27 protein-coding genes and 1 tRNA gene are annotated in these 19,465 nt (G+C 62.8%); 6 read left to right on the top strand and 22 right to left on the bottom strand.

Annotated elements, in window-relative coordinates; translation table 11 throughout:
* Positions 1-9: 9 nt before the first annotated feature.
* From hydA to RD110_RS02500, 4 genes are read left to right on the top strand one after another with little or no spacing between them, the layout of a single operon-like run.
* Positions 10-1,440 carry a dihydropyrimidinase gene (gene hydA / locus RD110_RS02515; RefSeq protein ID WP_076196382.1) on the top strand — a complete coding sequence of 477 codons (1,431 nt, stop codon included), beginning with the start codon at positions 10-12 and terminating at the stop codon, positions 1,438-1,440.
* Positions 1,431-2,222 carry an SDR family oxidoreductase gene (locus RD110_RS02510; RefSeq protein ID WP_076196380.1) on the top strand — a complete coding sequence of 264 codons (792 nt, stop codon included), beginning with the start codon at positions 1,431-1,433 and terminating at the stop codon, positions 2,220-2,222. Before hydA ends, RD110_RS02510 begins: the two co-directional genes overlap by 10 nt.
* A gap of 18 nt (positions 2,223-2,240) precedes the next feature.
* Positions 2,241-2,678: a GlcG/HbpS family heme-binding protein gene (locus tag RD110_RS02505; protein ID WP_076196378.1), complete on the top strand. Its 438-nt coding sequence runs from the start codon at positions 2,241-2,243 to the stop codon at positions 2,676-2,678.
* A gap of 15 nt (positions 2,679-2,693) precedes the next feature.
* Positions 2,694-3,521 (top strand): ABC transporter ATP-binding protein, encoded by an 828-nt coding sequence (locus RD110_RS02500; RefSeq protein WP_076204274.1) that lies wholly within the window; start codon positions 2,694-2,696, stop codon positions 3,519-3,521.
* A 31-nt stretch (positions 3,522-3,552) separates the two neighbouring features.
* Here RD110_RS02500 and RD110_RS02495 read toward each other — a convergent pair whose 3' ends face one another.
* The gene (locus RD110_RS02495) at positions 3,553-4,449 is read right to left on the bottom strand and encodes an ion transporter (RefSeq protein ID WP_076196376.1); all 897 of its coding nucleotides are present in this window, start codon (positions 4,447-4,449) and stop codon (positions 3,553-3,555) included.
* 305 nt (positions 4,450-4,754) lie between these two features.
* Between RD110_RS02495 and RD110_RS02490 the strand changes: the two genes are divergently transcribed.
* Positions 4,755-5,537 (top strand): pseudouridine synthase, encoded by a 783-nt coding sequence (locus RD110_RS02490; protein WP_239467243.1) that lies wholly within the window; start codon positions 4,755-4,757, stop codon positions 5,535-5,537.
* Between the two features lie 156 nt (positions 5,538-5,693).
* Here RD110_RS02490 and RD110_RS02485 read toward each other — a convergent pair whose 3' ends face one another.
* From RD110_RS02485 to rplN, 21 genes are all read right to left on the bottom strand, one after another.
* The gene (locus RD110_RS02485; RefSeq protein ID WP_157900033.1) at positions 5,694-6,662 is read right to left on the bottom strand and encodes a hypothetical protein; all 969 of its coding nucleotides are present in this window, start codon (positions 6,660-6,662) and stop codon (positions 5,694-5,696) included.
* Positions 6,663-6,790: 128 nt separating this feature from the next.
* Entirely contained in the window at positions 6,791-8,944 is a 2,154-nt protein-coding gene (locus tag RD110_RS02480) for a TonB-dependent receptor family protein (protein ID WP_083686067.1), read from the bottom strand.
* Positions 8,945-9,053: 109 nt separating this feature from the next.
* Positions 9,054-9,130, bottom strand: a tRNA-Met gene (locus tag RD110_RS02475).
* A 21-nt stretch (positions 9,131-9,151) separates the two neighbouring features.
* Positions 9,152-9,550: a 50S ribosomal protein L17 gene (gene rplQ / locus RD110_RS02470; protein ID WP_076196373.1), complete on the bottom strand. Its 399-nt coding sequence runs from the start codon at positions 9,548-9,550 to the stop codon at positions 9,152-9,154.
* A 146-nt stretch (positions 9,551-9,696) separates the two neighbouring features.
* Positions 9,697-10,689, bottom strand: coding sequence for a DNA-directed RNA polymerase subunit alpha (locus tag RD110_RS02465; protein WP_076196371.1), 993 nt, complete (start codon positions 10,687-10,689; stop codon positions 9,697-9,699).
* A gap of 143 nt (positions 10,690-10,832) precedes the next feature.
* Entirely contained in the window at positions 10,833-11,456 is a 624-nt protein-coding gene (gene rpsD / locus RD110_RS02460) for a 30S ribosomal protein S4 (protein ID WP_076196369.1), read from the bottom strand.
* Positions 11,457-11,569: 113 nt separating this feature from the next.
* Positions 11,570-11,974, bottom strand: a complete 405-nt coding sequence (rpsK, locus tag RD110_RS02455; protein ID WP_076196367.1) for a 30S ribosomal protein S11 — start codon at positions 11,972-11,974, stop codon at positions 11,570-11,572.
* Between the two features lie 18 nt (positions 11,975-11,992).
* Positions 11,993-12,358 (bottom strand): 30S ribosomal protein S13, encoded by a 366-nt coding sequence (gene rpsM, locus RD110_RS02450; protein ID WP_076196365.1) that lies wholly within the window; start codon positions 12,356-12,358, stop codon positions 11,993-11,995.
* Between the two features lie 24 nt (positions 12,359-12,382).
* On the bottom strand, positions 12,383-12,496 hold the full coding sequence (gene rpmJ, locus RD110_RS02445) for a 50S ribosomal protein L36 (protein ID WP_028820150.1): 114 nt from the start codon (positions 12,494-12,496) through the stop codon (positions 12,383-12,385).
* 34 nt (positions 12,497-12,530) lie between these two features.
* Complete coding sequence (gene infA / locus RD110_RS02440; RefSeq protein ID WP_007869286.1) at positions 12,531-12,749, bottom strand: translation initiation factor IF-1; 219 nt, start codon at positions 12,747-12,749, stop codon at positions 12,531-12,533.
* Positions 12,750-12,754: 5 nt separating this feature from the next.
* Positions 12,755-14,071 (bottom strand): preprotein translocase subunit SecY, encoded by a 1,317-nt coding sequence (secY, locus tag RD110_RS02435; protein WP_076196363.1) that lies wholly within the window; start codon positions 14,069-14,071, stop codon positions 12,755-12,757.
* A gap of 24 nt (positions 14,072-14,095) precedes the next feature.
* Positions 14,096-14,527 carry a 50S ribosomal protein L15 gene (rplO, locus tag RD110_RS02430; RefSeq protein ID WP_076196361.1) on the bottom strand — a complete coding sequence of 144 codons (432 nt, stop codon included), beginning with the start codon at positions 14,525-14,527 and terminating at the stop codon, positions 14,096-14,098.
* Positions 14,528-14,536: 9 nt separating this feature from the next.
* Entirely contained in the window at positions 14,537-14,722 is a 186-nt protein-coding gene (rpmD, locus tag RD110_RS02425; RefSeq protein ID WP_076196359.1) for a 50S ribosomal protein L30, read from the bottom strand.
* A 14-nt stretch (positions 14,723-14,736) separates the two neighbouring features.
* Entirely contained in the window at positions 14,737-15,261 is a 525-nt protein-coding gene (gene rpsE, locus RD110_RS02420) for a 30S ribosomal protein S5 (RefSeq protein ID WP_076196357.1), read from the bottom strand.
* 17 nt (positions 15,262-15,278) lie between these two features.
* The gene (gene rplR, locus RD110_RS02415; protein WP_076196355.1) at positions 15,279-15,644 is read right to left on the bottom strand and encodes a 50S ribosomal protein L18; all 366 of its coding nucleotides are present in this window, start codon (positions 15,642-15,644) and stop codon (positions 15,279-15,281) included.
* 11 nt (positions 15,645-15,655) lie between these two features.
* Entirely contained in the window at positions 15,656-16,189 is a 534-nt protein-coding gene (gene rplF, locus RD110_RS02410) for a 50S ribosomal protein L6 (RefSeq protein ID WP_076196353.1), read from the bottom strand.
* 16 nt (positions 16,190-16,205) lie between these two features.
* Positions 16,206-16,601, bottom strand: a complete 396-nt coding sequence (rpsH, locus tag RD110_RS02405) for a 30S ribosomal protein S8 (RefSeq protein ID WP_076196351.1) — start codon at positions 16,599-16,601, stop codon at positions 16,206-16,208.
* 21 nt (positions 16,602-16,622) lie between these two features.
* Positions 16,623-16,928: a 30S ribosomal protein S14 gene (rpsN, locus tag RD110_RS02400; protein ID WP_076196349.1), complete on the bottom strand. Its 306-nt coding sequence runs from the start codon at positions 16,926-16,928 to the stop codon at positions 16,623-16,625.
* Positions 16,929-16,936: 8 nt separating this feature from the next.
* Entirely contained in the window at positions 16,937-17,476 is a 540-nt protein-coding gene (gene rplE / locus RD110_RS02395; protein WP_076204268.1) for a 50S ribosomal protein L5, read from the bottom strand.
* Positions 17,477-17,478: 2 nt separating this feature from the next.
* A complete protein-coding gene (gene rplX, locus RD110_RS02390; RefSeq protein WP_076196347.1) occupies positions 17,479-17,799 on the bottom strand; it encodes a 50S ribosomal protein L24 in 321 nt (106 codons plus the stop codon).
* Between the two features lie 9 nt (positions 17,800-17,808).
* Positions 17,809-18,177, bottom strand: coding sequence for a 50S ribosomal protein L14 (rplN, locus tag RD110_RS02385; RefSeq protein WP_028250829.1), 369 nt, complete (start codon positions 18,175-18,177; stop codon positions 17,809-17,811).
* Between the two features lie 325 nt (positions 18,178-18,502).
* Here rplN and RD110_RS02380 point away from each other — a divergent pair, with 325 nt between their 5' ends.
* Positions 18,503-19,465 (top strand): LysR family transcriptional regulator, encoded by a 963-nt coding sequence (locus RD110_RS02380; RefSeq protein ID WP_076196345.1) that lies wholly within the window; start codon positions 18,503-18,505, stop codon positions 19,463-19,465.

Here is a 19,465-nt window from a genome sequence, read left to right as displayed (position 1 = left end):
CGAAGCACCATGAACCACTTCGACCTCATCATCCGGGGCGGCACCGTGGCCACGGCCAGCGACACCTTCCGTGCCGACGTGGGCATCCGGGGCGGCACCATCACCGCACTCGGCACCCAGTTGGGTGACGCAGACCGCATCATCGACGCCAGCGGCAAACTCGTGCTGCCGGGCGGTATCGACGCGCATTGCCACCTCGATCAGCCGCGCGCCAAGGGCCTGGCTTCGGGCGGCGCGCTGATGGCCGATGACTTTCACTCCGGCAGCCTGTCCGCGGTCTTCGGCGGCACCACGACCATCATTCCGTTCGCGGTGCAGCACCGCGGCCAGTCGGTGGTTGCCGCAGTGGAGGACTACCACCGCCGCGCCAATGGCAAGGCCTATGTCGACTACGGCTTCCATTTGATCGTGTCCGACCCGACGCCGCAGGTGCTGCAAGAAGAACTGCCGGCGCTGATCGCCGACGGCTACGCTTCCGTCAAGGTCTACATGACCTACGAGGCGATGCGCCTGTCGGACCGGCAGATCCTGGACGTGCTCGACGTGAACCAGCGCGCCGGCGCGCTGACCATGATCCACGCCGAGAACTACGAATGCATCGCCTGGCTCACCGAACGGCTCGAAGCCGAGGGCAAGACCGCGCCACGCTTCCATGAGGATTCGCGGCCGATGGTCGTGGAGCGGGAAGCCACGCACCGCGCCATCACGCTGTCGGAGGTGGCCGAGGCCAACCTGTTGATCGTGCACGTGTCGGGCAAGGACGCCATCGAGGAGATTCGCCGCGCCCGCACGCGGGGCGTGAAGATCTTCGCCGAGACCTGCCCGCAGTATCTGTTCCTCTCGACGAGAGACTTGGCCCTGCCCGACTTCCTGGGCGCCAAGTGCATGTGCAGCCCGCCGCCGCGCGACCCTGTGAACCAGGCCCATGTGTGGCAGGGCGTGGAAGACGGCCTGTTCGACATTTTCTCTTCCGACCATGCGCCCTACCGCTTCGACGACAGCGGCAAGCTGATGTACGGGCCGAAGATCTCGTTCAGCAAGGTGGCCAACGGCATCCCCGGCCTGGAGACGCGTGCGCCGCTGCTGTTTTCCGAAGGCGTGATGACGGGCCGGCTCGACCTGAACCGCTTCGTGGCGCTGAACTCGACGAATGCCGCCAAGCTCTATGGCCTGCACCCGCAAAAGGGCACGATCGCGGTGGGTGCGGATGCCGACATCGCCATCTGGGACCCGGAGCGCCAGGTCACCATCACCAACGCCATGCTGCACCACAACGTGGACTACACCCCCTACGAAGGACGGGTGCTGACCGGCTGGCCCGTGACGGTGCTGTCGCGCGGCCAGGTCATCTGCCACGAAGGCGAGCTGGTCGGCCAGGCCGGGCACGGCCGCTTTCTCAAACGATTCCGTCCCGCCAAAGGAGCCAAGACATGGACTTGAAGATCACAGGCAAACGCGCGCTGGTGCTGGGCGGCAACCGCGGCATCGGCCAGGGCATTGCCCGCGCGCTGGTGGAAGAAGGCGTGCACGTCGCCATCACGGGCCGCGACGCCGGCCGCATGGCCGAGGCCGAGGCCGAACTGAAGGCCGCCCGGGCGGGCGCCGAGGTGAAGGCTTTCGCCATCGACCTGGCCGACACCGCCGGCCTCGCCGCTTTCGCCGCGAAGGTCTCGGCCGAGTTCGGCGACATCGACATCCTGGTCAACAACACCGGCGGCCCCGGCTACGGCGGCGCGAGCGATCGCGGCATCGCCGAATGGACTTCGAATTTCAACGAGATGGTGTTGTCGGTGATCACGCTGACCGATGCGCTCCTGCCCGGCATGCGAAAGCGCGGCTGGGGCCGGGTGATGACGGTGGTGTCGTCAGGCGTGATCCAGCCGATACCGATCCTCGGCGTATCGAACACCCTGCGCAATGCACTCGTCACCTGGTCCAAGACCCTGTCGGCCGAGGTTGCCAAAGAGGGCGTGACGGTGAACGTGCTGGTGCCCGGCCGCATCGATACCGAACGCGTGCGGCTCACCGACGACGCCGTGGCGCAGAAAGAGGGCATCAGCAGCGAGGAGGCCCGCCGCCGTTCCACCGCCACCATCCCCATGGGCCGCTACGGCAGCCCGGCCGAATTCGGCGCGCTGGCTGCGTTCGTGGCGGGGCAACCGGCGAGCTACATCACGGGCAGCATGCTGCGCTGCGACGGCGGCAACGTCCGTTCGATCTGAACCCTATCGGAGCACGACATGACCAGCTTCACCACACCCCATCTCAAGCTCACCCATGCCGGCGCGCTGCAACTGCTGACCGCCGCCGTGGCCAAGGCCACCGCCATGCAGCAGCCACAATGCATCGCCATCGTGGATGACGGCTGCAATCTGCTGGCCTTCCTGCGCATGGACGGCGCCAAGGTCCTCTCCGAGAAATCCGCGTTGCACAAGGCCATGACCGCCGCCTCCAGCCGCGTGCCCACGGGCAACACGGCCGTCGACCTGGAAACCCGGCTGGCGCTGGCCACCGGCGGTCAGGTCACCAACCTCAAGGGCGGCCTGCCCATCGTGGTGGACGGACATGTGATCGGCGGCATCGGCGTCGGCTCGGGCACCGGCGACCAGGACCGCGAAGTGGCGAACGCGGCCCTCGCCGCGCTCGCCGCGCTCGCCGGCGCACGCACCTTCGAATAGCGGATGGCAAACACCATGTCCCCCACTTCCACCGACCCCGCCTTCATCGAGTTCCGCGACGTCTGGCTCGCCTACAACGACGAACTGCTCGCGCAGAACCACTTCGCCGTCGAGGCCATCGACCTGCAAGTGCGCCAGGGCGAGTTCATCGCCATCGTCGGGCCTTCGGGCTGCGGCAAGTCGACCTTCATGAAGCTGACCACCGGCCTGAAGATGCCGTCGATGGGCAAGATCCTGATCGACGGCCAGCCCGTCACCGGGCCGCTGAAAATCTCGGGCATGGCCTTCCAGGCGCCTTCGCTGCTGCCGTGGCGCACGACGGTGGACAACGTGCTGCTGCCGCTGGAGATCGTCGAGCCCTACCGCTCCAACTTCAAAGCCAAGCGCAAGGAATACGAGGAACGCGCGCGCCGGCTGTTGCAGAAGGTCGGCCTCGGCGGTTATGAAGACAAGTTCCCGTGGCAGCTCTCCGGCGGCATGCAGCAGCGCGCGAGCATCTGCCGCGCCTTGATCCACGAGCCGAAGATGCTGCTGCTGGACGAGCCGTTCGGCGCGCTCGACGCGTTCACGCGCGAGGAGCTGTGGTGCATCCTGCGCGACCTGTGGACCGAGCAGCGGTTCAATGTGATCCTGGTGACCCACGACCTGCGCGAAAGCGTGTTCCTGGCGGATGCGGTGTACGTGATGAGCAAGAGCCCGGGCCGCTTCGTGGTCAAGCGCGAGATCGACCTGCCGCGGCCGCGTGAACTGGAAGTCACCTACACGAAAGAGTTCACCGACATCGTGCTCGAGCTGCGCAGCCACATTGGCGCAATACGGCAGGCTTCAACGGTGGCCGCTTAGCGCCGTCATCCGCCGCAGCCAGTCCGGCAGGCTATGTCTTGCCCTGTTCGGTCGCCTGGTGGCGCCACGCGGGCAGCCTGGCGCCGCAATCGCTGCAGAACAGTGCCCCCGGGGCGTGGCCTTCGCTCAGGCATTCGTGGCAGGTGCGCGTGGTGGGCGCATGGCCCTGCCGCTGCAGCGTGAACTCGGCGCTGACGATGCCGGTGGGCACGGCCAGCGTGCCCCAGCCCAGCAGCATCATGACCGAGGCGATCGTGCGTCCGAGGTCGGTGTGTGGCGTCAGGTCGCCGAAGCCGACGGTCGTCATCGTGGTGATCGCCCAGTAGATGCCCACCGGGATGCTGGTGTAGCCATGGACCGGCCCTTCGACGACGTACATCAGCGTGCCCATCACCACCACGACCAGCATCACGAAGGACATGAACACCAGGATCTTGCGCCGGGAGGCCGCCAGTGCCTGGCCCAGTGCGCCGTATTCGGCCACGTACTCGGTGAGCTTCATGATCCGGAAGATGCGCAGCAGCCGCAGCACCCGAACGTCGATCAACGCGTACAGGCCGGGCACCAGGATGGCGATGTAGGTCGGCAGCAAGGCCAGCAGGTCGATGATGCCGAAGGCACTGCGCGCGTAGCGGGCCGGCCGGCGCACACACGCGAGCCGCGCCACATATTCGAGCGTGAACGCCGCCGTGAAAATCCATTCGAGCACCTGGAACAGCGCCGCATGCCGCGCGTGGACCGAGGCCATGCTGTCGAGCACCACCACCGCCACGCTGGCCAGGATGAAGGCGATGAGCAGCAGGTCGAAGAGCCTGCCCGCCCGCGTGTCGGCTTCGAAGATCACGGTGTACATGCGCAGCCTGAAGCCCGCGTCGGGTCGTCCGAACGTCTTGTCCCTGGTCGGCTGGGCGGTGCTGGTTTTCGGCATGGACGGCATCTTATGCCAGTGCCACCGGCGCCCGTGCTTTCGCCGCGCCGGGGCCACCGCGGGCCCGGTGCGCCACGGGCCGCCTGGACCGCCGCCCCGTCGATTTAGGAGAAAATGGGCTGCTGCGCAGATTCCATCGGCGCCACCCGCTACCGAATTGGTAGCAAAGCGAGCCCACCATGTCTTTACCTCCCGACCGCCCCGTCCCGCCGCAAAAGGCGCCTCCTCCTTCCAGCAGCCAGCCGTTTCGCCGCGCTGCACCGCCCGCAGCGGCGAGCAACGAACCGGTTCGGCTGAACAAGCGCATGGCCGAACTCAACATGTGTTCACGCCGCGAGGCGGACGAATGGATCGCCAACGGCTGGGTCAAGGTCAACGGGCAACCAGCCGAGATGGGGGTCAAGGTCACACCGAGCGACCGCATCCAGATCGACAAGGCGGCCAAAGGCCAGCAGGCGAACCAGGTCACCATCCTGATCAACAAACCCATGGGTTATGTGAGTGCGCAGGCCGAGGACGGCCACGAGCCGGCGGTGACGCTGTTCACGCCGCAGAACCGCTGGGTGGAAGACAACGCGCGGTTCTTCTTCCACCAGAACCAGCTGCGCGGCCTGGCACCGTGCGGCCGGCTCGACATCGACTCCATCGGTCTGCTGGTGATGACACAGGACGGCCGCATCGCACGCCAGCTGATCGGCGAGGATTCGCAGATGGAGAAGGAATACCTGGTGCGCGTGGCCTACCACGGCCTGGGCCAGCCCGCGCCGACCGGGCAGCTGGTGCGCATGGACGACGACGATCCGGTCACGACCAATGTGCAGTCGGTGTTCCCGCCCGCCATGCTGGCCAAGCTGCGCCATGGCGTGAGCCTGGACGGACAGGCACTGAAACCGGCCAGGGTGAGTTGGCAGAATCCAGAGCAGTTGCGTTTCGTGCTCACGGAAGGCAAGAAGCGGCAGATCCGCCGCATGTGCGAACTGGTGGGGCTGAAGGTGGTGGGCCTGAAGCGGGTGCGCATCGGCAATGTGATGCTGGGCAACCTGCCGCTGGGGCAATGGCGCTATCTCGCGCCGCACGAGAAGTTCTGAGGCCGTCGGAAAGCTTCCAGACGGCCTCGGTGGACCGGGGTCAGCGGATGAACAGCGCGATCAGGATGATGATCGGGATCGGCACGCCGAGGAAAAACAAAAGCAGTGAACGCATGGCAGTCTCCTGGTGGTTGAAATACGGGGTGATTTAGGGGTTCAAAGATCGCGCTGGCGACCGCCGAAGGTGGCCATGAAGCTCGCGAAGAAGGCGCCGGCCAGCAGCGAGACAAACAGCCACAGGGCGCCGTAGGTCGAGGCCTTGCGTGCCTTGTCGGCCGCTTCCTTGGCTTTGTCTTGCGCCTCCTTCAGTTGCGCCTGCATGCGCGCATAGGTGTCGGCGACGCGTTTTTCGGCATCAGCCTGGCTCAGCCCGGTGCGCTGTGCCACGAGTTGACCGACATAACGCACGTCTTCCGGTGGCAAGACACCCGTCGCGACGCTGCGCATGAGGATGCGGCTGACCTCGGCCGTCGAGGGTGCAGGGGCGCTGTAGCCGGCTTCCGTGGCGGCGCCGGCCGCTGGCGCAGAGGCGGCCGCCGGAGTGCTCATGTCACGGCGAAACAGGCTGTCGATGAAATACGCCGAAGGGCCGCCGTTCGCGTCGGCCGTCTCCTTGGCACCGGCGGCGGCAGCGCCCACGCCCGCGGTGGCGACCGTGGCGGCAGCGCCACCAGCGATCGACGCACCGGCCTGCACGCCGCTGCCGACGATGCTGCCGATGGCCGAGCCGATAACGGCGGCGGTGACCAGCGAGGCGATGGCCCACGACAGGAACCCATGCGCCGTGTCGCGGAAATAGACTTCGTCAGTGTGTACGCCGGCCCAGCGGCTGCGTAGCCGCCCCGCCAGATAACCACCCATGCCCGAGGCGAGCAGTTGCGTCACCGTGACCCAGACGATGGTCGAGAAGCCGAGCGCAGCCGCACCGATGCCCGACTGCGACCAGGGCGAGACCGAGGACAGGCCGAGCCCGAGACCCAGAATCAGCAGGATCATGGACAAGGCTGCTGCGGCGGCCGCACCGGCCAGGATCGCCCCCCATGAGACCGCACTGGCGGTGCCCACGGGTTCGGCTGCCTTGATGTATTCGTTCCTGCCGAACGTGTCTCCTGTGGCGGTCGTCATCGCTTCTCCTGGTAGTTGTATGAGGAGGCATGATCGGCCGCGCTGCCGGGGCCTGCCGTCGGACGGCGGTTGGAAGGCCTGTAGGAAATCCCCGCCGACGGCCGGAACGTGCGAGCCTGGATGGCGCGCTAGAACCGGCGCGTCGCCGACATGGCCAGCAGCCAGGTGCGCCCCGGCGCGGGCTCGAAGAAGCGGCCGTTGCCTTCGTTGACGATGACCGAGCCGGCGTAACGTCGGTCGAACAAGTTGTCGACCCGCAGCAGGCCCGACCATTCCCATGGTCCTTCCTGGAGCTTGTAGCCGGCATAGGCGGCGGCCACCGCATAGGCCGGGGCGGCATCGGTATTGGCGTCGTTGGCGTAGACCTTGCCCACGTAGCGCATCTCGGCGCCCGCGCGCCAGCCGAGCGGCGGCGCCCACGCCAGCGAGGCGAACAACGAGGCCGGCGCGACGCCTGGAATGCGGTTGCCGGCGGCGATGCGCTGGGTGGGCGTGGTGCAAGGTGTGGCGGCGCAGGTGGTGAACGCGTCGGCATAGCGGGCCCGCAGGACGCTGTAGGCCACCTGGGCGCGCACGTTGTCGAAATAGTCGTTGGACCAGCCGAGCTCGAGGCCATTGCGGCGGGTGGCCCCTGCGTTCTGGAAGGTGGAGCGCCCGCCGACGTTGGTCTGCGTCACGATCTCGTCGTCGGTGCCGGTGGCGAAGACCGCAGCGGTGAGCTCACCCAACTGTGCGCTGCGCGTCTTCACACCCGCCTCGAAGCTTTTGCTGCGCGAGGACTGCAGGCCGAGGTTCAGGCCGGTGCCGCCGCCGGAACGGTAGGCGATCTCGTTGAGCGTGGGCGTCTCGAAGCCACGCCCGGCCGTGGCGAACAGGTGGACCTCGCGGCTGGCCGCGTACATCAAACCCACAACCGGCAACGTGGCGCTGTAGCGCGTGCTGCCGCTGTCGTCTGGATTGCTGCCTGCGATGTATTGATCGCGTGACCGAAAGCGGATCTGGCTGTGGCGCAGGCCGGCGGTCAGCGACCATTGCGGCGCGAACGCCCAGCTGCCCTGCAGGTACTGGTCGGCGTTGGACACGTCGTTTTTTTCGTCCCGGCGCAGGGCACCCGTCACCCCGAGCGTCGCCCCGGAGAAGTTCTGAAAGCCGCGCCGCTGCTCGTTCAGATCGTCGTAGGCCACGCCGCCGACCAGGGTCAACGGCGCACCGAGCAGGCGTGTCTGGTGCGTCCAGCGCAGATCGGCGCCGCGGTAGTCGCGGCCCAGATCGATCACCCCGCCGGGGTGCAGCGCATTGGCCTGGGTGGCCACCGGAATCGACTGGTATTGCACGGTCGTGCGGCGACCGAGGTAGGTGGTGAGCTGGAGTGCGTTCGCGGCGTCGACGCGCCGGTCGTAGACGAGGCCGAGCTGCGTCTGATGCACCGCCTTGCGCGTGTTGAAGGCCAGCGCCGAAGGGTCGACGCCGCGCGGGTTCGCGGCCCACTGCGCACGGGTGAGCCCGAGCGGATCGTCGGCTTGCGGCAGGGACAGGCTGTTGGCGATCAGTGTGACCTTGCTGTCATCGTCAGGCTTCGTGGTGAGCTTGAGGTTGCCCAGATTTCGCTCGGCGCTGCTGTGCTCGCGGTAGCCATCGGTCTGGAAACGGCTGATGCTGGCGACGTAGCCGATACCGCCACTCTGGCCGCTGGCCTTGGTGCCGAAGCGCAGCGCACCATCGCTGCCGGCCGAAACGTCGAACTGGACTTGCGGCGCACCCCGGCCCTCTTCGGTGAACACCTGGATCACGCCGCCCGACGAATTGCCATACAGGGCGGAGAACGGCCCTCGCAACACCTCGATGCGGCCGATGGTGCCGAGGTCCACGTGCGAGATCTGGCCCTGGCCGTCGGGCAGGGTGGCCGGGATGCCGTCCACGTACAGCCGCACGCCGCGGATGCCGAACGTGGAGCGTGCGCCGAAGCCGCGCACCGAGATCTGAACGTCCTGCGCGTAGTTCTGCCGATCCCGCGCTTGTAGACCTGGCACCGTGCCGAGCATCTCGGAGATGTTGGTCTGGGCGCGGCCCGCACGGGCCTCGTCCCCCTCGATGCGGTCGATCGACGCCGGCACGTCGAAGGCGAGGGCATCGATGCGTGTTGCCGTGACGGTGATCTGAGAAAGGGTGCGCGGCTGTGGCGATGGGGCCGGCGATCCGGCCTGGCCCAGCGCATGGAACGGAACCGCGGCGATCAGCCATAACGGCGACGCCGCTCGGCTGGCAAGGGAGGTGATGGGCATGGCCTGGATTATCGAGGTCACCATGAACCGGCTTCCCGTCGAGGGCCATAGCGCTCTTCGGCGTGCGCAATGCAAAAAGCCCACCGAGGTGGGCTTTTTGCACTTGATTTGGTTGCGCGAGGAGGATTTGAACCTCCGACCTTTGGGTTATGAGCCCAACGAGCTACCAGACTGCTCCATCGCGCGGCAAGATAGAATTATAGCACGTTATGCTTGTTCTGCTTCGGTGGAAGAAACTTCTTTGGTTTCTGCGCGGTCGACCAGTTCAACCAGGGCCATGGGCGCGTTGTCGCCGACGCGGAAGCCCATTTTCAGGATGCGCGTGTAGCCACCCGGGCGGGCGTTGAAACGGGGGCCAAGGTCGTTGAACAGCTTGGTGACGCTGTCGCGGTCGCGCAGGCGGTCGAATGCCAGGCGGCGGTTCGCCACGGTGGCTTCCTTGGACAGGGTGATCATCGGTTCGATGACGCGGCGCAGTTCCTTGGCCTTGGGCAAGGTGGTCTTGATGACTTCGTGCTCGATGAGCGAGTTCATCATGTTGCGCAGCATCGCCAGGCGGTGCGAGGTGGTGCGATTGAGTTTACGTAGTCCGTGTCCGTGACGCATGGTGCTTTTCCTTTCAGTTTTAATACACGCAGCCGGATCAGGTACTGCGTGTTGCACATGAGACTTCCCAAAGGAGTCTCTTTTCAAATCGAGAGTCCAACTGGACCCTCTCAATCAAGCAGGGCCCTCGAAGGGCCCTGTTCGAATCAACGCTTGTCGAGACCGGCCGGTGGCCAGCTCTCCAGCTTCATACCCAAGGTCAGGCCGCGCGAAGCGAGGACTTCCTTGATTTCATTCAACGACTTGCGGCCCAGGTTCGGCGTCTTGAGAAGTTCGTTCTCGGTACGCTGAATCAGATCGCCGATGTAGTAGATGTTTTCGGCCTTCAAGCAATTGGCAGAACGAACCGTCAACTCGAGCTCGTCCACGGGACGCAGCAGGATCGGATCGAACTGCGCATTGCCGCGTGGCGCCGGCTGCTCGAACACACCAGCCAACTCGCTGCCTTCCAGTTGGGCGAAGACCGCCAACTGTTCAACCAGGATTTTAGCCGATGCGCGCACGGCGTCTTCGGCGGTGATCGCACCGTTGGTTTCGATCTCGACCACCAGCTTGTCCAGGTCCGTGCGCTGCTCGACACGGGCGCTTTCGACGGTGTAGCTCACCCGCTTGACAGGCGAGAACGAGGCGTCGAGCACGATGCGACCGATCGACTTGGTCTGCTCGTCGGCGTAACGGCGCAGGTTGCCGGGCACGTAACCGCGGCCCTTTTCAACCTTGATCTGCATGTCCAGCTTGCCGCCGTGCGACAGGTGCGCGATGACGTGTTCTGGATTGATGATCTCGACGTCGTGCGGCGTCTGGATGTCGGCAGCGGTGACGATGCCCTCGCCGTCTTTGCGCAGGCTCAGGGTGACTTCGTCACGGTTGTGGAGTTTGAAAACGACGCCCTTGAGGTTCAAGAGGATGTTGACCACATCTTCCTGCACACCATCGATGGACGAGTATTCGTGCAAAACACCAGCGATCGTCACTTCAGTGGCCGAATAGCCCACCATGGACGACAACAGCACCCGACGCAGGGCATTGCCCAGGGTGTGTCCATAGCCGCGTTCGAACGGCTCCAACGCGACTTTAGCCCGGTTGTTGCCGAGCTGCTCCACGTTGATGGCTTTGGGTTTCAGCAAATTGGTCTGCATGCAGGCTTCCTCTCAATACCCCCGGCTCGTTACACCGGTAAGGCTGGTGAAGGTCCTGGACCGCGGTGCCCCGCGATCCAGGAACGAAATCGATCGAAAAATGCGAAACACCCCGCGAATCGACGCGGGGTGCAGGCTAAAAATTAACGCGAGTACAACTCGACGATCAACGATTCGTTGATGTCGGAAGCGAATTCGTCGCGATCAGGTACTTTCTTGAACGTACCTTCGGCCTTCTCGATGCTGACCTCGACCCAGGCGGGCAAACCGACCTGTTGCGCCAATTGCAGAGCTTCGACAATGCGGTTCTGCTTCTTGGACTTTTCGCGGATCGCCACGACGTCACCGGTCTTGACCATGTAAGACGGGATGTTGACCAGTTGGCCATTGACGGTGATGGCTTTGTGCGAAACCAGTTGGCGCGCTTCTGCACGCGTCGAACCGAAGCCCATGCGGTAAACCACATTGTCCAGGCGGGATTCCAACAGGAACAGCAGGTTGGCACCGGTATTGCCCTTGCGGCGATCGGCTTCTTCGAAATAACGGCGGAACTGACGCTCCAGCACGCCATACATGCGTTTTACTTTTTGCTTTTCGCGCAGTTGCAGGCCGAAGTCAGAGGTACGCGCACCCGAGGTGCGGCCATGCTGACCTGGCTTGGAGTCGAATTTGGCCTTGTCGCTGATCGAGCGGCGGGCGCTCTTCAAGAACAGGTCGGTGCCTTCACGGCGTGAGAGTTTGGCCTTGGGGCCGAGGTAGCGTGCCACTTGAACTTCCTTTTATGTCATCTGCCACGGCATGGCCGTGGGAGCCACCCGCGATGGTCGCAGGTGGCGGTGGGCTTGTTTGAGAAAAACGAGACCGTCAGAACTGAATACGTTTAGATACGACGGCGCTTTTGAGGGCGGCAGCCGTTGTGCGGGACCGGCGTCACGTCGGCAATCGACGTGATGCGGATACCGAGTGCGCCCAAAGCGCGCACCGACGATTCACGACCAGGACCAGGACCCTTGATCTCGACATCCAGGTTCTTGATGCCTTGTTCGATCGCGGCACGGCCGGCGACTTCGGACGCCACCTGGGCTGCGAAAGGCGTCGACTTGCGCGAGCCCTTGAAACCCTGGCCACCCGACGAAGCCCACGACAGGGCATTGCCCTGACGGTCGGTGATCGTGATGATGGTGTTGTTGAACGACGCATGCACGTGGGCGACGCCGTCCGAAACGTTCTTGCGAACCTTCTTGCGTACGCGCTGGGATGCGTTACTCGATGGAGCTTTTGCCATAGTGATCTCTTGCCTTGTTTATTTCTTCAGGGACGCCGCAGCCTTGCGCGGACCCTTGCGGGTACGGGCATTGGTGCGCGTACGCTGACCGCGCATGGGCAGACCACGGCGGTGACGGAAACCACGGTAGCAACCAATGTCCATCAATCGCTTGATGTTCATGGTTGTCTCGCGACGCAAGTCACCTTCGATGGTGAACTGCGCGATCTGGTCGCGGATTTTTTCCAGATCACCATCGGTCAAATCCTTGACCTTCTTGGAATATGCGATGTCGCAGGCTTCGCAAATCTTGCGAGCGCGGGTGCGGCCGATACCGAAAATGGCGGTCAGGCCAATCTCAGCATGCTGCTGCGGCGGAATGTTAATACCAGCAATACGTGCCATGTGCGTCCTCTAAAACTCTGTGTATCAGCCTTGACGCTGCTTGTGACGCGGATCGGTACAGATCACGCGAACCACGCCCTTGCGCCGGATGACTTTGCAGTTACGGCAAATTTTCTTGACCGAAGCCGAAACTCTCATTTCATTCTCCTAAAACTCTTTAATCCGTTCGAACCTACTTGGCCCGGAACACAATGCGAGCCCGCGACAAGTCGTAGGGCGTCAACTCGACAGTGACCTTATCGCCAGGAAGGATTCGGATGTAGTGCATCCGCATCTTTCCGGAAATATGACCCAACACCACGTGGCCGTTTTCCAGTTTCACGCGAAAGGTCGCGTTGGGCAGGTTTTCGACCACTTCACCCTGCATTTGAATGACGTCATCTTTTGACATGTCGCTCAGCCGCCAGGTGAAGATTTGAAGTTAGCTTTCTTCAGCAACGATTCATATTGCTGAGACATCATGTAGTTCTGCACTTGGGCCATGAAATCCATTGTTACGACCACGATGATCAAAAGCGAGGTACCACCGAAATAAAACGGTACGTTGTACTTCAAGATGAGGATCTCGGGCAGCAGGCAGACGAAGGTGATGTACACCGCCCCCGCCAAGGTCAGCCGCAGCAAAATCTTGTCGATATACCGAGCCGTCTGTTCGCCAGGTCGAATGCCCGGAATGAACGCGCCGCTCTTCTTCAGGTTGTCCGCGGTTTCCCGGCTGTTGAACACCAAGGCGGTGTAGAAGAAGCAGAAAAACACGATCGCGCTGGCATAGAACAAGGTATAGATCGGCTGGCCCGGACTCAACATGCCGGCAATGTCCTTCAACCAGCGCATCGACTCGCCCGCGCTGAACCAACTCACGACGGTTGCCGGCAACAGGATGATCGACGAAGCAAAGATCGGCGGAATCACACCGGCCATGTTCAGCTTCAAAGGCAGATGGGAAGACTGACCGCCATACACCTTGTTGCCGACCTGCCGCCTGGCGTAATTCACCAGGATCTTGCGTTGGCCACGCTCCACAAACACCACGAAGTAGGTCACCAGAGCCACGACCACCACAATGATGATCGCCGCGATGATGCTCATCGCACCCGTACGCACCAGTTCCAGCAGGCCACCAATCGAACCGGGGAGGCCCGCCGCGATACCGGCGAAGATCAGGATCGAGATGCCGTTGCCGAGACCACGTTCGGTGATCTGCTCACCCAGCCACATCAGGAACATCGTGCCAGCCGTCAGGCTGACCACCGCCGTCATGCGGAAGCCGAAACCCGGCGACAACACGAGACCGGCGGAGCTCTCCAGCGCGACGGCGATGCCGAGTGACTGAAACAAGGCCAGACCCAACGTGCCATAACGCGTGTATTGGGTGATCTTGCGACGCCCTGCTTCGCCTTCCTTCTTCATCTGCTCGAACGAAGGCACCACGTAACCCATCAACTGCATGATGATGGATGCCGAGATGTACGGCATGATGCCCAGCGCGAACACGGTGAAGCGCGACAACGCACCGCCGGAGAACATATTGAACAAACTCAATATGCCGCCCTGCTGGCCGTTGAACAGCTGCTGCAGCTGCGTCGGATCGATGCCCGGCACAGGGATGTGTGCACCCACGCGGTAGACCACCAACGCGAGCAGCAAAAAGATCAGCCGGCGACGCAAGTCTCCGAACTTCCCTGTCTTTGCGATTTGTGCGCTAGTTGCCACCGAATGCTTTCGTCGAAATCAAAATTACACCAGGCTGCCGCCGGCGGCTTCGATCGCCGACTTGGCGCCAGCGGTCGCACCGATACCCGTCAGCTTGATGGCCTTGGTCAGCGTGCCGGTGTTGATGACCTTCACGACCTTGGCAATTTCGGCAATCAGGCCGGCTTGCTTCAGCGACAGCACGTCGACTTCGGCAGCGGCCAGCTTCTCCAGATCGCCCAGCGTCACTTCGGCATTGAATTTCAACAGTGCCGACTTGAAACCACGCTTGGGCAGACGGCGTTGCAGAGGCATTTGACCGCCTTCGAAACCGACCTTGTGGTAGCCGCCCGAACGGGACTTCTGCCCCTTGTGACCACGACCGGCGGTTTTACCCAAGCCGGAACCAATGCCGCGACCAACGCGACGCTTGGCGTGCTTTGCACCCGCTGCAGGCTTAATGCCATTGAGTTCCATGGTGGTCCCTTAATCGAGAATTTTGACCAGATAACTGATCTTGTTGATCATGCCGCGGACTTCTGGCGTGTCCTGCAGTTCGCTGACGCTGCGGATCTTGCGCAGACCCAGGCCGCGCACGGTCGCCCGGTGCGATTCCTTGGTGCCGATCGGGCTGCGAACCAGCGTCACTTTGAGTTTTTGTTGCGTTGTCATTTTCAGACCTCTGCTTAGGCGAGGATGTCTTCGACGCTCTTGCCACGCTTGGCGGCGATGTCAGCCGGCGTCGTGGAATTGCGCAAAGCGTCCAACGTGGCGCGAACCATGTTGTACGGATTGGAAGAACCGTGGCTCTTGGCCACGATGTCGGTGATGCCCATCACTTCGAACACGGCGCGCATCGGGCCGCCCGCGATGATGCCCGTACCCTTGGGGGCCGGCGCCATCATCACGTTGGCTGCGCCATGGTGACCTTCGACCTTGTGGAACACAGAGCCGTTCTTCAGCGTGACCTTGACCATGTTGCGACGGGCTTCTTCCATCGCTTTTTGCACAGCTGCGGGCACTTCTTTCGACTTGCCCTTGCCCATGCCGACGCGGCCGTCGCCATCGCCTACCACGGTCAGCGCGGCGAAACCAAGAATACGGCCACCCTTGACCACCTTGGTCACGCGGTTGACCGCGATCATCTTCTCGCGCAGGCCGTCTTCAGGCCCTTCGGCCTTACCCTGCATTTTCCCTTGAACTTTAGCCATGATTTATTCCGATCTGCTTAGAACTGCAAGCCAGCTTCGCGGGCAGCATCGGCAAGCGCCTTGACGCGGCCGTGGTACGCAAAACCTGAGCGATCAAACGCCACTTTTTCGATGCCGGCAGCCTTAGCCTTTTCGGCGATCAGCTTGCCGATGGCCTGGGCCGCAGCGGTGTTACCACCCTTGCCCGAGCCGCCGAGTTCCTTGCGCACCGACACTTCGGCGGTGGAAGCACTGGCCAGCACCTTGGCGCCGTCGCCGGAGATCACGCTGGCATAAATATGCAGGTTGGTGCGGTTCACCGTCAGACGCGCCACGCCTTGCGTGGCAATGCGGATGCGGGTCTGGCGGGCGCGGCGGAGACGCTGTTCTTTTTTCGTCAACATGTTGCGACTCCTTATTTCTTCTTGGTTTCTTTGATCGTGATCTTCTCATCCGCATAGCGGATGCCCTTGCCCTTATAGGGCTCGGGAGGACGAATCGCACGGATCTCAGCAGCCACCTGGCCAACACGTTGGCGGTCAGCACCCTTGATGACGATTTCGGTCGGTGCCGGCGTCGCCACGGTGATGCCAGCCGGCATATCCTTGTTGACCGGGTGCGAATAGCCCACGGTCAGGTTCAGCTTGCTGCCCTGGGCTTGCGCCTTGTAACCCACGCCGATCAGCGTCAGCTTCTTCTCGAAGCCCTTGGTCACACCCACCACCATGTTGTTCACGAGCTGACGCATCGTGCCGGACATGGCATTGGCTTCACGCGACTCGTTGGCCGGCGCGAAAGTCAGCTTGCCAGCGTCGTTGGTGATCGTCACCAGTGCGTTCTGCACCAGGGACAAGGCACCACCACTGCCTTTGACATTGATTTGATCGCCCTTGATCGACACATCCACACCAGCGGGGATGGAGACGGGCATTTTTGCTACGCGAGACATTTGCTATTTCTCCTGCTTAAGCGACGTAGCACAAGACTTCGCCGCCAACGCCGTTCGCGCGGGCCTTGCGGTCGGTCATCACACCTTGGGGCGTGGTGACAATCGCGACACCGAGGCCGTTCATGACCGAGGGAATCGCGTCGCGGCCCTTGTAGACGCGCAGGCCAGGACGGCTCACGCGCTCGATGCGCTCGATGACCGGACGGCCAGCGTAGTACTTCAGCGTGATTTCGAGTTCGGTCTTGCCGGCGTCGGTCTTCACTTGGAATCCGTCGATGTAGCCTTCGTCCTTCAGAACTTGGGCAATCGCAATCTTCACCTTCGAGGAAGGAATCGATACGGTCGTCTTGGCCACCATTTGCGCGTTACGGATACGCGTCAGCAGGTCGGCGATGGGATCACTCATACTCATGTTTGATTACTCCTGCCCTGCTTACCAGCTGGCCTTGACCACGCCGGGGATGTCACCGGCAAAAGCCAGTTCGCGGATCTTGGCGCGAGCCAGGCCGAACTGACGGAAGGTGCCGCGAGGACGACCGGTAATGGCGCAACGGTTACGCTGACGCGTCGGGTTGGCATTACGCGGAAGCTTCTGCAAAGCCAGACGCGCTTCAGCACGTTCCTCTTCGCTCTTCTTGGCATCGTTGGAAACTGCCTTCAGTTCCGCGTGTTTGGTTGCAAACTTGGCGACCAGGCGGTCACGCTTGAGTTCACGTTGAATCAAAGCTTGTTTAGCCACACGTCACCTCAGTTCTTGAACGGAAAACGGAAACCGGCGAGCAGCGCCTTGCACTCTTCGTCGCTCTTGGCCGTCGTCGTGATGCTGATATTCAGGCCACGCAAGGCGTCAACCTTGTCGTACTCGATCTCAGGGAAAATGATCTGTTCCTTGACGCCGATGTTGTAGTTGCCACGGCCGTCGAAAGCACGACCGGAAATACCGCGGAAGTCACGCACGCGCGGCAGGGCCACGGTCACGAAACGATCGAGGAATTCATACATCTGCACGCCGCGCAGGGTCACCATGCAACCAATGGCCTGGCCTTCGCGGATCTTGAAACCGGCGATGGCCTTCTTGGCCTTGGTCACCACAGGCTTCTGGCCTGCGATCTTGGTCAGGTCGCCCACGGCGTTGTCCATGACCTTCTTGTCAGCGACGGCTTCGCTCACACCCATGTTCAGGGTGATCTTGGTCAGACGCGGCACTTGCATCGGCGACGTGTAGCCGAACTTGGCCATCAGATCGGGAGCGATTTTCTCGCGATAGTGTTGTTGCAAACGTGCCATGGTCATGCCGCCTTGATTTCTTCGCCGCTGGACTTGAAGACGCGGGTGCGCTTGCCGTCGGCCAACAATTTGATTCCAACGCGATCGGCCTTGCCGGTTGCCGCATTGAAGATAGCCACATTGGACTGGTGGATCGGCATGCTCTTTTCAACGATGCCACCGGTCGTGCCCTTGAGGGGATTCGGCTTGGTATGCTTCTTGACGAGATTGATGCCGTCGATCACCAGGTAGGAATCATCCTTGCGCAGCGACACCGTGCCGCGCTTGCCCTTGTCGCGCCCTGCGAGCACGATCACCTCGTCGCCTTTGCGAATTTTGTTCATGTCGCGTCCTTACAGAACTTCGGGAGCCAGAGACACGATCTTCATGAACTTTTCAGTGCGCAGTTCGCGGGTCACTGGTCCGAAGATGCGGGTGCCAATGGGCTCCAGCTTTGCGTTGAGCAACACTGCTGCGTTGCCGTCGAATTTGACCAGCGAGCCGTCCGCACGGCGGATGCCCTTGGCCGTGCGCACCACCACTGCGCTGTAGATCTCGCCTTTTTTGACGCGACCACGTGGAGCAGCTTCTTTGACGCTGACTTTGATGACGTCGCCCACACTGGCGTAGCGACGCTTGGAGCCGCCCAGCACCTTGATGCAAAGAACGGACTTCGCGCCGGTGTTGTCGGCCACATCTAACCGGGATTCAGTTTGGATCATTTCAATTTTTTCCCAACTTGCACCAGTTGTCGTTGGCGCTCAACCTGAAGTCGAACGCTGCGGAACACCTGATCAGTCTTGGGCCCGTCGTCCACGCCACGAACCACTCGTGGCGCTTCTTATTGGGCAGAAGCATCGCTTTTTGGAGCGAAGCCTTCGATTATGCATGTGGCTCGAAAAGTTGTCAACTACTGTGTTCGCGCTGACGGCTTGCGTGTGGCTACATGGCACGCCGCGGGCGGAGTTTCGGGAATCCATCGGTCAGACGACCGAGGACTGCTATATTCTTCATAGCTGACTATGCAGAGACCGCCTCTCTTTTCTCATGATCGACTCCAAATCCCGCCCTCCCTCTGGCGTGACGCTGCGTCAGTTGCGTGCCTTCGTCGCCGTGGCGCAGGACGGCAGCATCACCCGCGCCGCGCAACGCCTGCACCTGACGAGCTCCGCGCTGTCGATGCTGATCAGCAGCCTGGAGGGCGAGTTGGCGGTGCGCCTGTTCGAGCGCACGACGCGGCGCATGGCGTTGTCGGACGCCGGTGCGGAACTGCTGCCATCGATCGAGAAAGTGTTCGACAACCTCGATGCCGCGTTCGACGGCCTACGCCAGTTTGCCGACCGGCGCAGCGGCCGTTTCGCCGTGGCCACCTCGCCGCTGCTGGCCGCCACGCTGCTGCCCACGCTGCTGGCGAGCTTCCGCCTGCGCTTTCCCAGCATCGAAGTCAATCTGTTCGACCTGACGCCCGACGGCATCGCCCAGGCCGTGCGCAGCGGCCAGGCCGATTTCGGCGTCTGCACCGCCGACGAGGACATTCCCGACCTCGTAGCCACCGCGCTGTACCAGGATCGCCTGATGCTGGCCTGCACCGCCGGCCATCCGCTGGCCCAACGGCGCGAAGTGCGCTGGACGGAACTCGCTGGCGAGCCTTTGGTCTTGCTGCGCCACGGCAGCGGCCTGCGCACGCTCGTGGAGCGCGGCTTTGCCGAAGTCAACGAAACCCTGCGCCCGGCCTTCGAGGTCGCCCATGTCGGCACGGCGGTGGGCCTGGTCGAGGCCGGACTGGGCATTTCCATCCTGCCCTCCTACGCGCTGCACCGGACACGCGCCGTGGACGTGGTGGCCGTGCCGATGACGGCACCGGTGGTGCAACGCAACATCGTGGCATTGACCGCGCCGCAGCGCCGGCTCTCGGCCCCGTGCGAGGCTTTTCTCGCGCATTTCCGGCAGGGTATGACGGCGGCCGCAGTGCCCGTGGCACCGGCCCGCAAAACTGCGAAGAAGCGATGA

The organism is Rhodoferax koreense, assembly GCF_001955695.1.
Lineage (GTDB): Bacteria > Pseudomonadota > Gammaproteobacteria > Burkholderiales > Burkholderiaceae_C > Rhodoferax_B > Rhodoferax_B koreensis.
Note: the sequence above shows the minus strand (reverse complement) of the source record. Positions and strands in the feature narration are given on the sequence as shown.

Coding starts and splice junctions, on each gene's coding strand:
- rplQ (WP_076196373.1), bottom strand. CDS start 9,550: ATGCGTCACGGACACGGACTACGTAAACTCAATCGCACCACCTCGCAC.
- rpmD (WP_076196359.1), bottom strand. CDS start 14,722: ATGACAACGCAACAAAAACTCAAAGTGACGCTGGTTCGCAGCCCGATC.
- rplX (WP_076196347.1), bottom strand. CDS start 17,799: ATGAACAAAATTCGCAAAGGCGACGAGGTGATCGTGCTCGCAGGGCGC.
- RD110_RS02505 (WP_076196378.1), top strand. CDS start 2,241: ATGACCAGCTTCACCACACCCCATCTCAAGCTCACCCATGCCGGCGCG.
- RD110_RS02485 (WP_157900033.1), bottom strand. CDS start 6,662: ATGACGACCGCCACAGGAGACACGTTCGGCAGGAACGAATACATCAAG.
- rplE (WP_076204268.1), bottom strand. CDS start 17,476: ATGGCACGTTTGCAACAACACTATCGCGAGAAAATCGCTCCCGATCTG.
- RD110_RS02380 (WP_076196345.1), top strand. CDS start 18,503: ATGATCGACTCCAAATCCCGCCCTCCCTCTGGCGTGACGCTGCGTCAG.
- rpmJ (WP_028820150.1), bottom strand. CDS start 12,496: ATGAGAGTTTCGGCTTCGGTCAAGAAAATTTGCCGTAACTGCAAAGTC.
- rpsM (WP_076196365.1), bottom strand. CDS start 12,358: ATGGCACGTATTGCTGGTATTAACATTCCGCCGCAGCAGCATGCTGAG.
- rplN (WP_028250829.1), bottom strand. CDS start 18,177: ATGATCCAAACTGAATCCCGGTTAGATGTGGCCGACAACACCGGCGCG.
- RD110_RS02465 (WP_076196371.1), bottom strand. CDS start 10,689: ATGCAGACCAATTTGCTGAAACCCAAAGCCATCAACGTGGAGCAGCTC.
- rplF (WP_076196353.1), bottom strand. CDS start 16,189: ATGTCTCGCGTAGCAAAAATGCCCGTCTCCATCCCCGCTGGTGTGGAT.
- rpsE (WP_076196357.1), bottom strand. CDS start 15,261: ATGGCTAAAGTTCAAGGGAAAATGCAGGGTAAGGCCGAAGGGCCTGAA.
- RD110_RS02480 (WP_083686067.1), bottom strand. CDS start 8,944: ATGCCCATCACCTCCCTTGCCAGCCGAGCGGCGTCGCCGTTATGGCTG.
- rpsK (WP_076196367.1), bottom strand. CDS start 11,974: ATGGCAAAAGCTCCATCGAGTAACGCATCCCAGCGCGTACGCAAGAAG.
- RD110_RS02510 (WP_076196380.1), top strand. CDS start 1,431: ATGGACTTGAAGATCACAGGCAAACGCGCGCTGGTGCTGGGCGGCAAC.
- RD110_RS02490 (WP_239467243.1), top strand. CDS start 4,755: ATGGCCGAACTCAACATGTGTTCACGCCGCGAGGCGGACGAATGGATC.
- rpsH (WP_076196351.1), bottom strand. CDS start 16,601: ATGAGTATGAGTGATCCCATCGCCGACCTGCTGACGCGTATCCGTAAC.
- infA (WP_007869286.1), bottom strand. CDS start 12,749: ATGTCAAAAGATGACGTCATTCAAATGCAGGGTGAAGTGGTCGAAAAC.
- rplO (WP_076196361.1), bottom strand. CDS start 14,527: ATGGAACTCAATGGCATTAAGCCTGCAGCGGGTGCAAAGCACGCCAAG.
- RD110_RS02500 (WP_076204274.1), top strand. CDS start 2,694: ATGTCCCCCACTTCCACCGACCCCGCCTTCATCGAGTTCCGCGACGTC.
- rplR (WP_076196355.1), bottom strand. CDS start 15,644: ATGTTGACGAAAAAAGAACAGCGTCTCCGCCGCGCCCGCCAGACCCGC.
- RD110_RS02495 (WP_076196376.1), bottom strand. CDS start 4,449: ATGCCGAAAACCAGCACCGCCCAGCCGACCAGGGACAAGACGTTCGGA.
- hydA (WP_076196382.1), top strand. CDS start 10: ATGAACCACTTCGACCTCATCATCCGGGGCGGCACCGTGGCCACGGCC.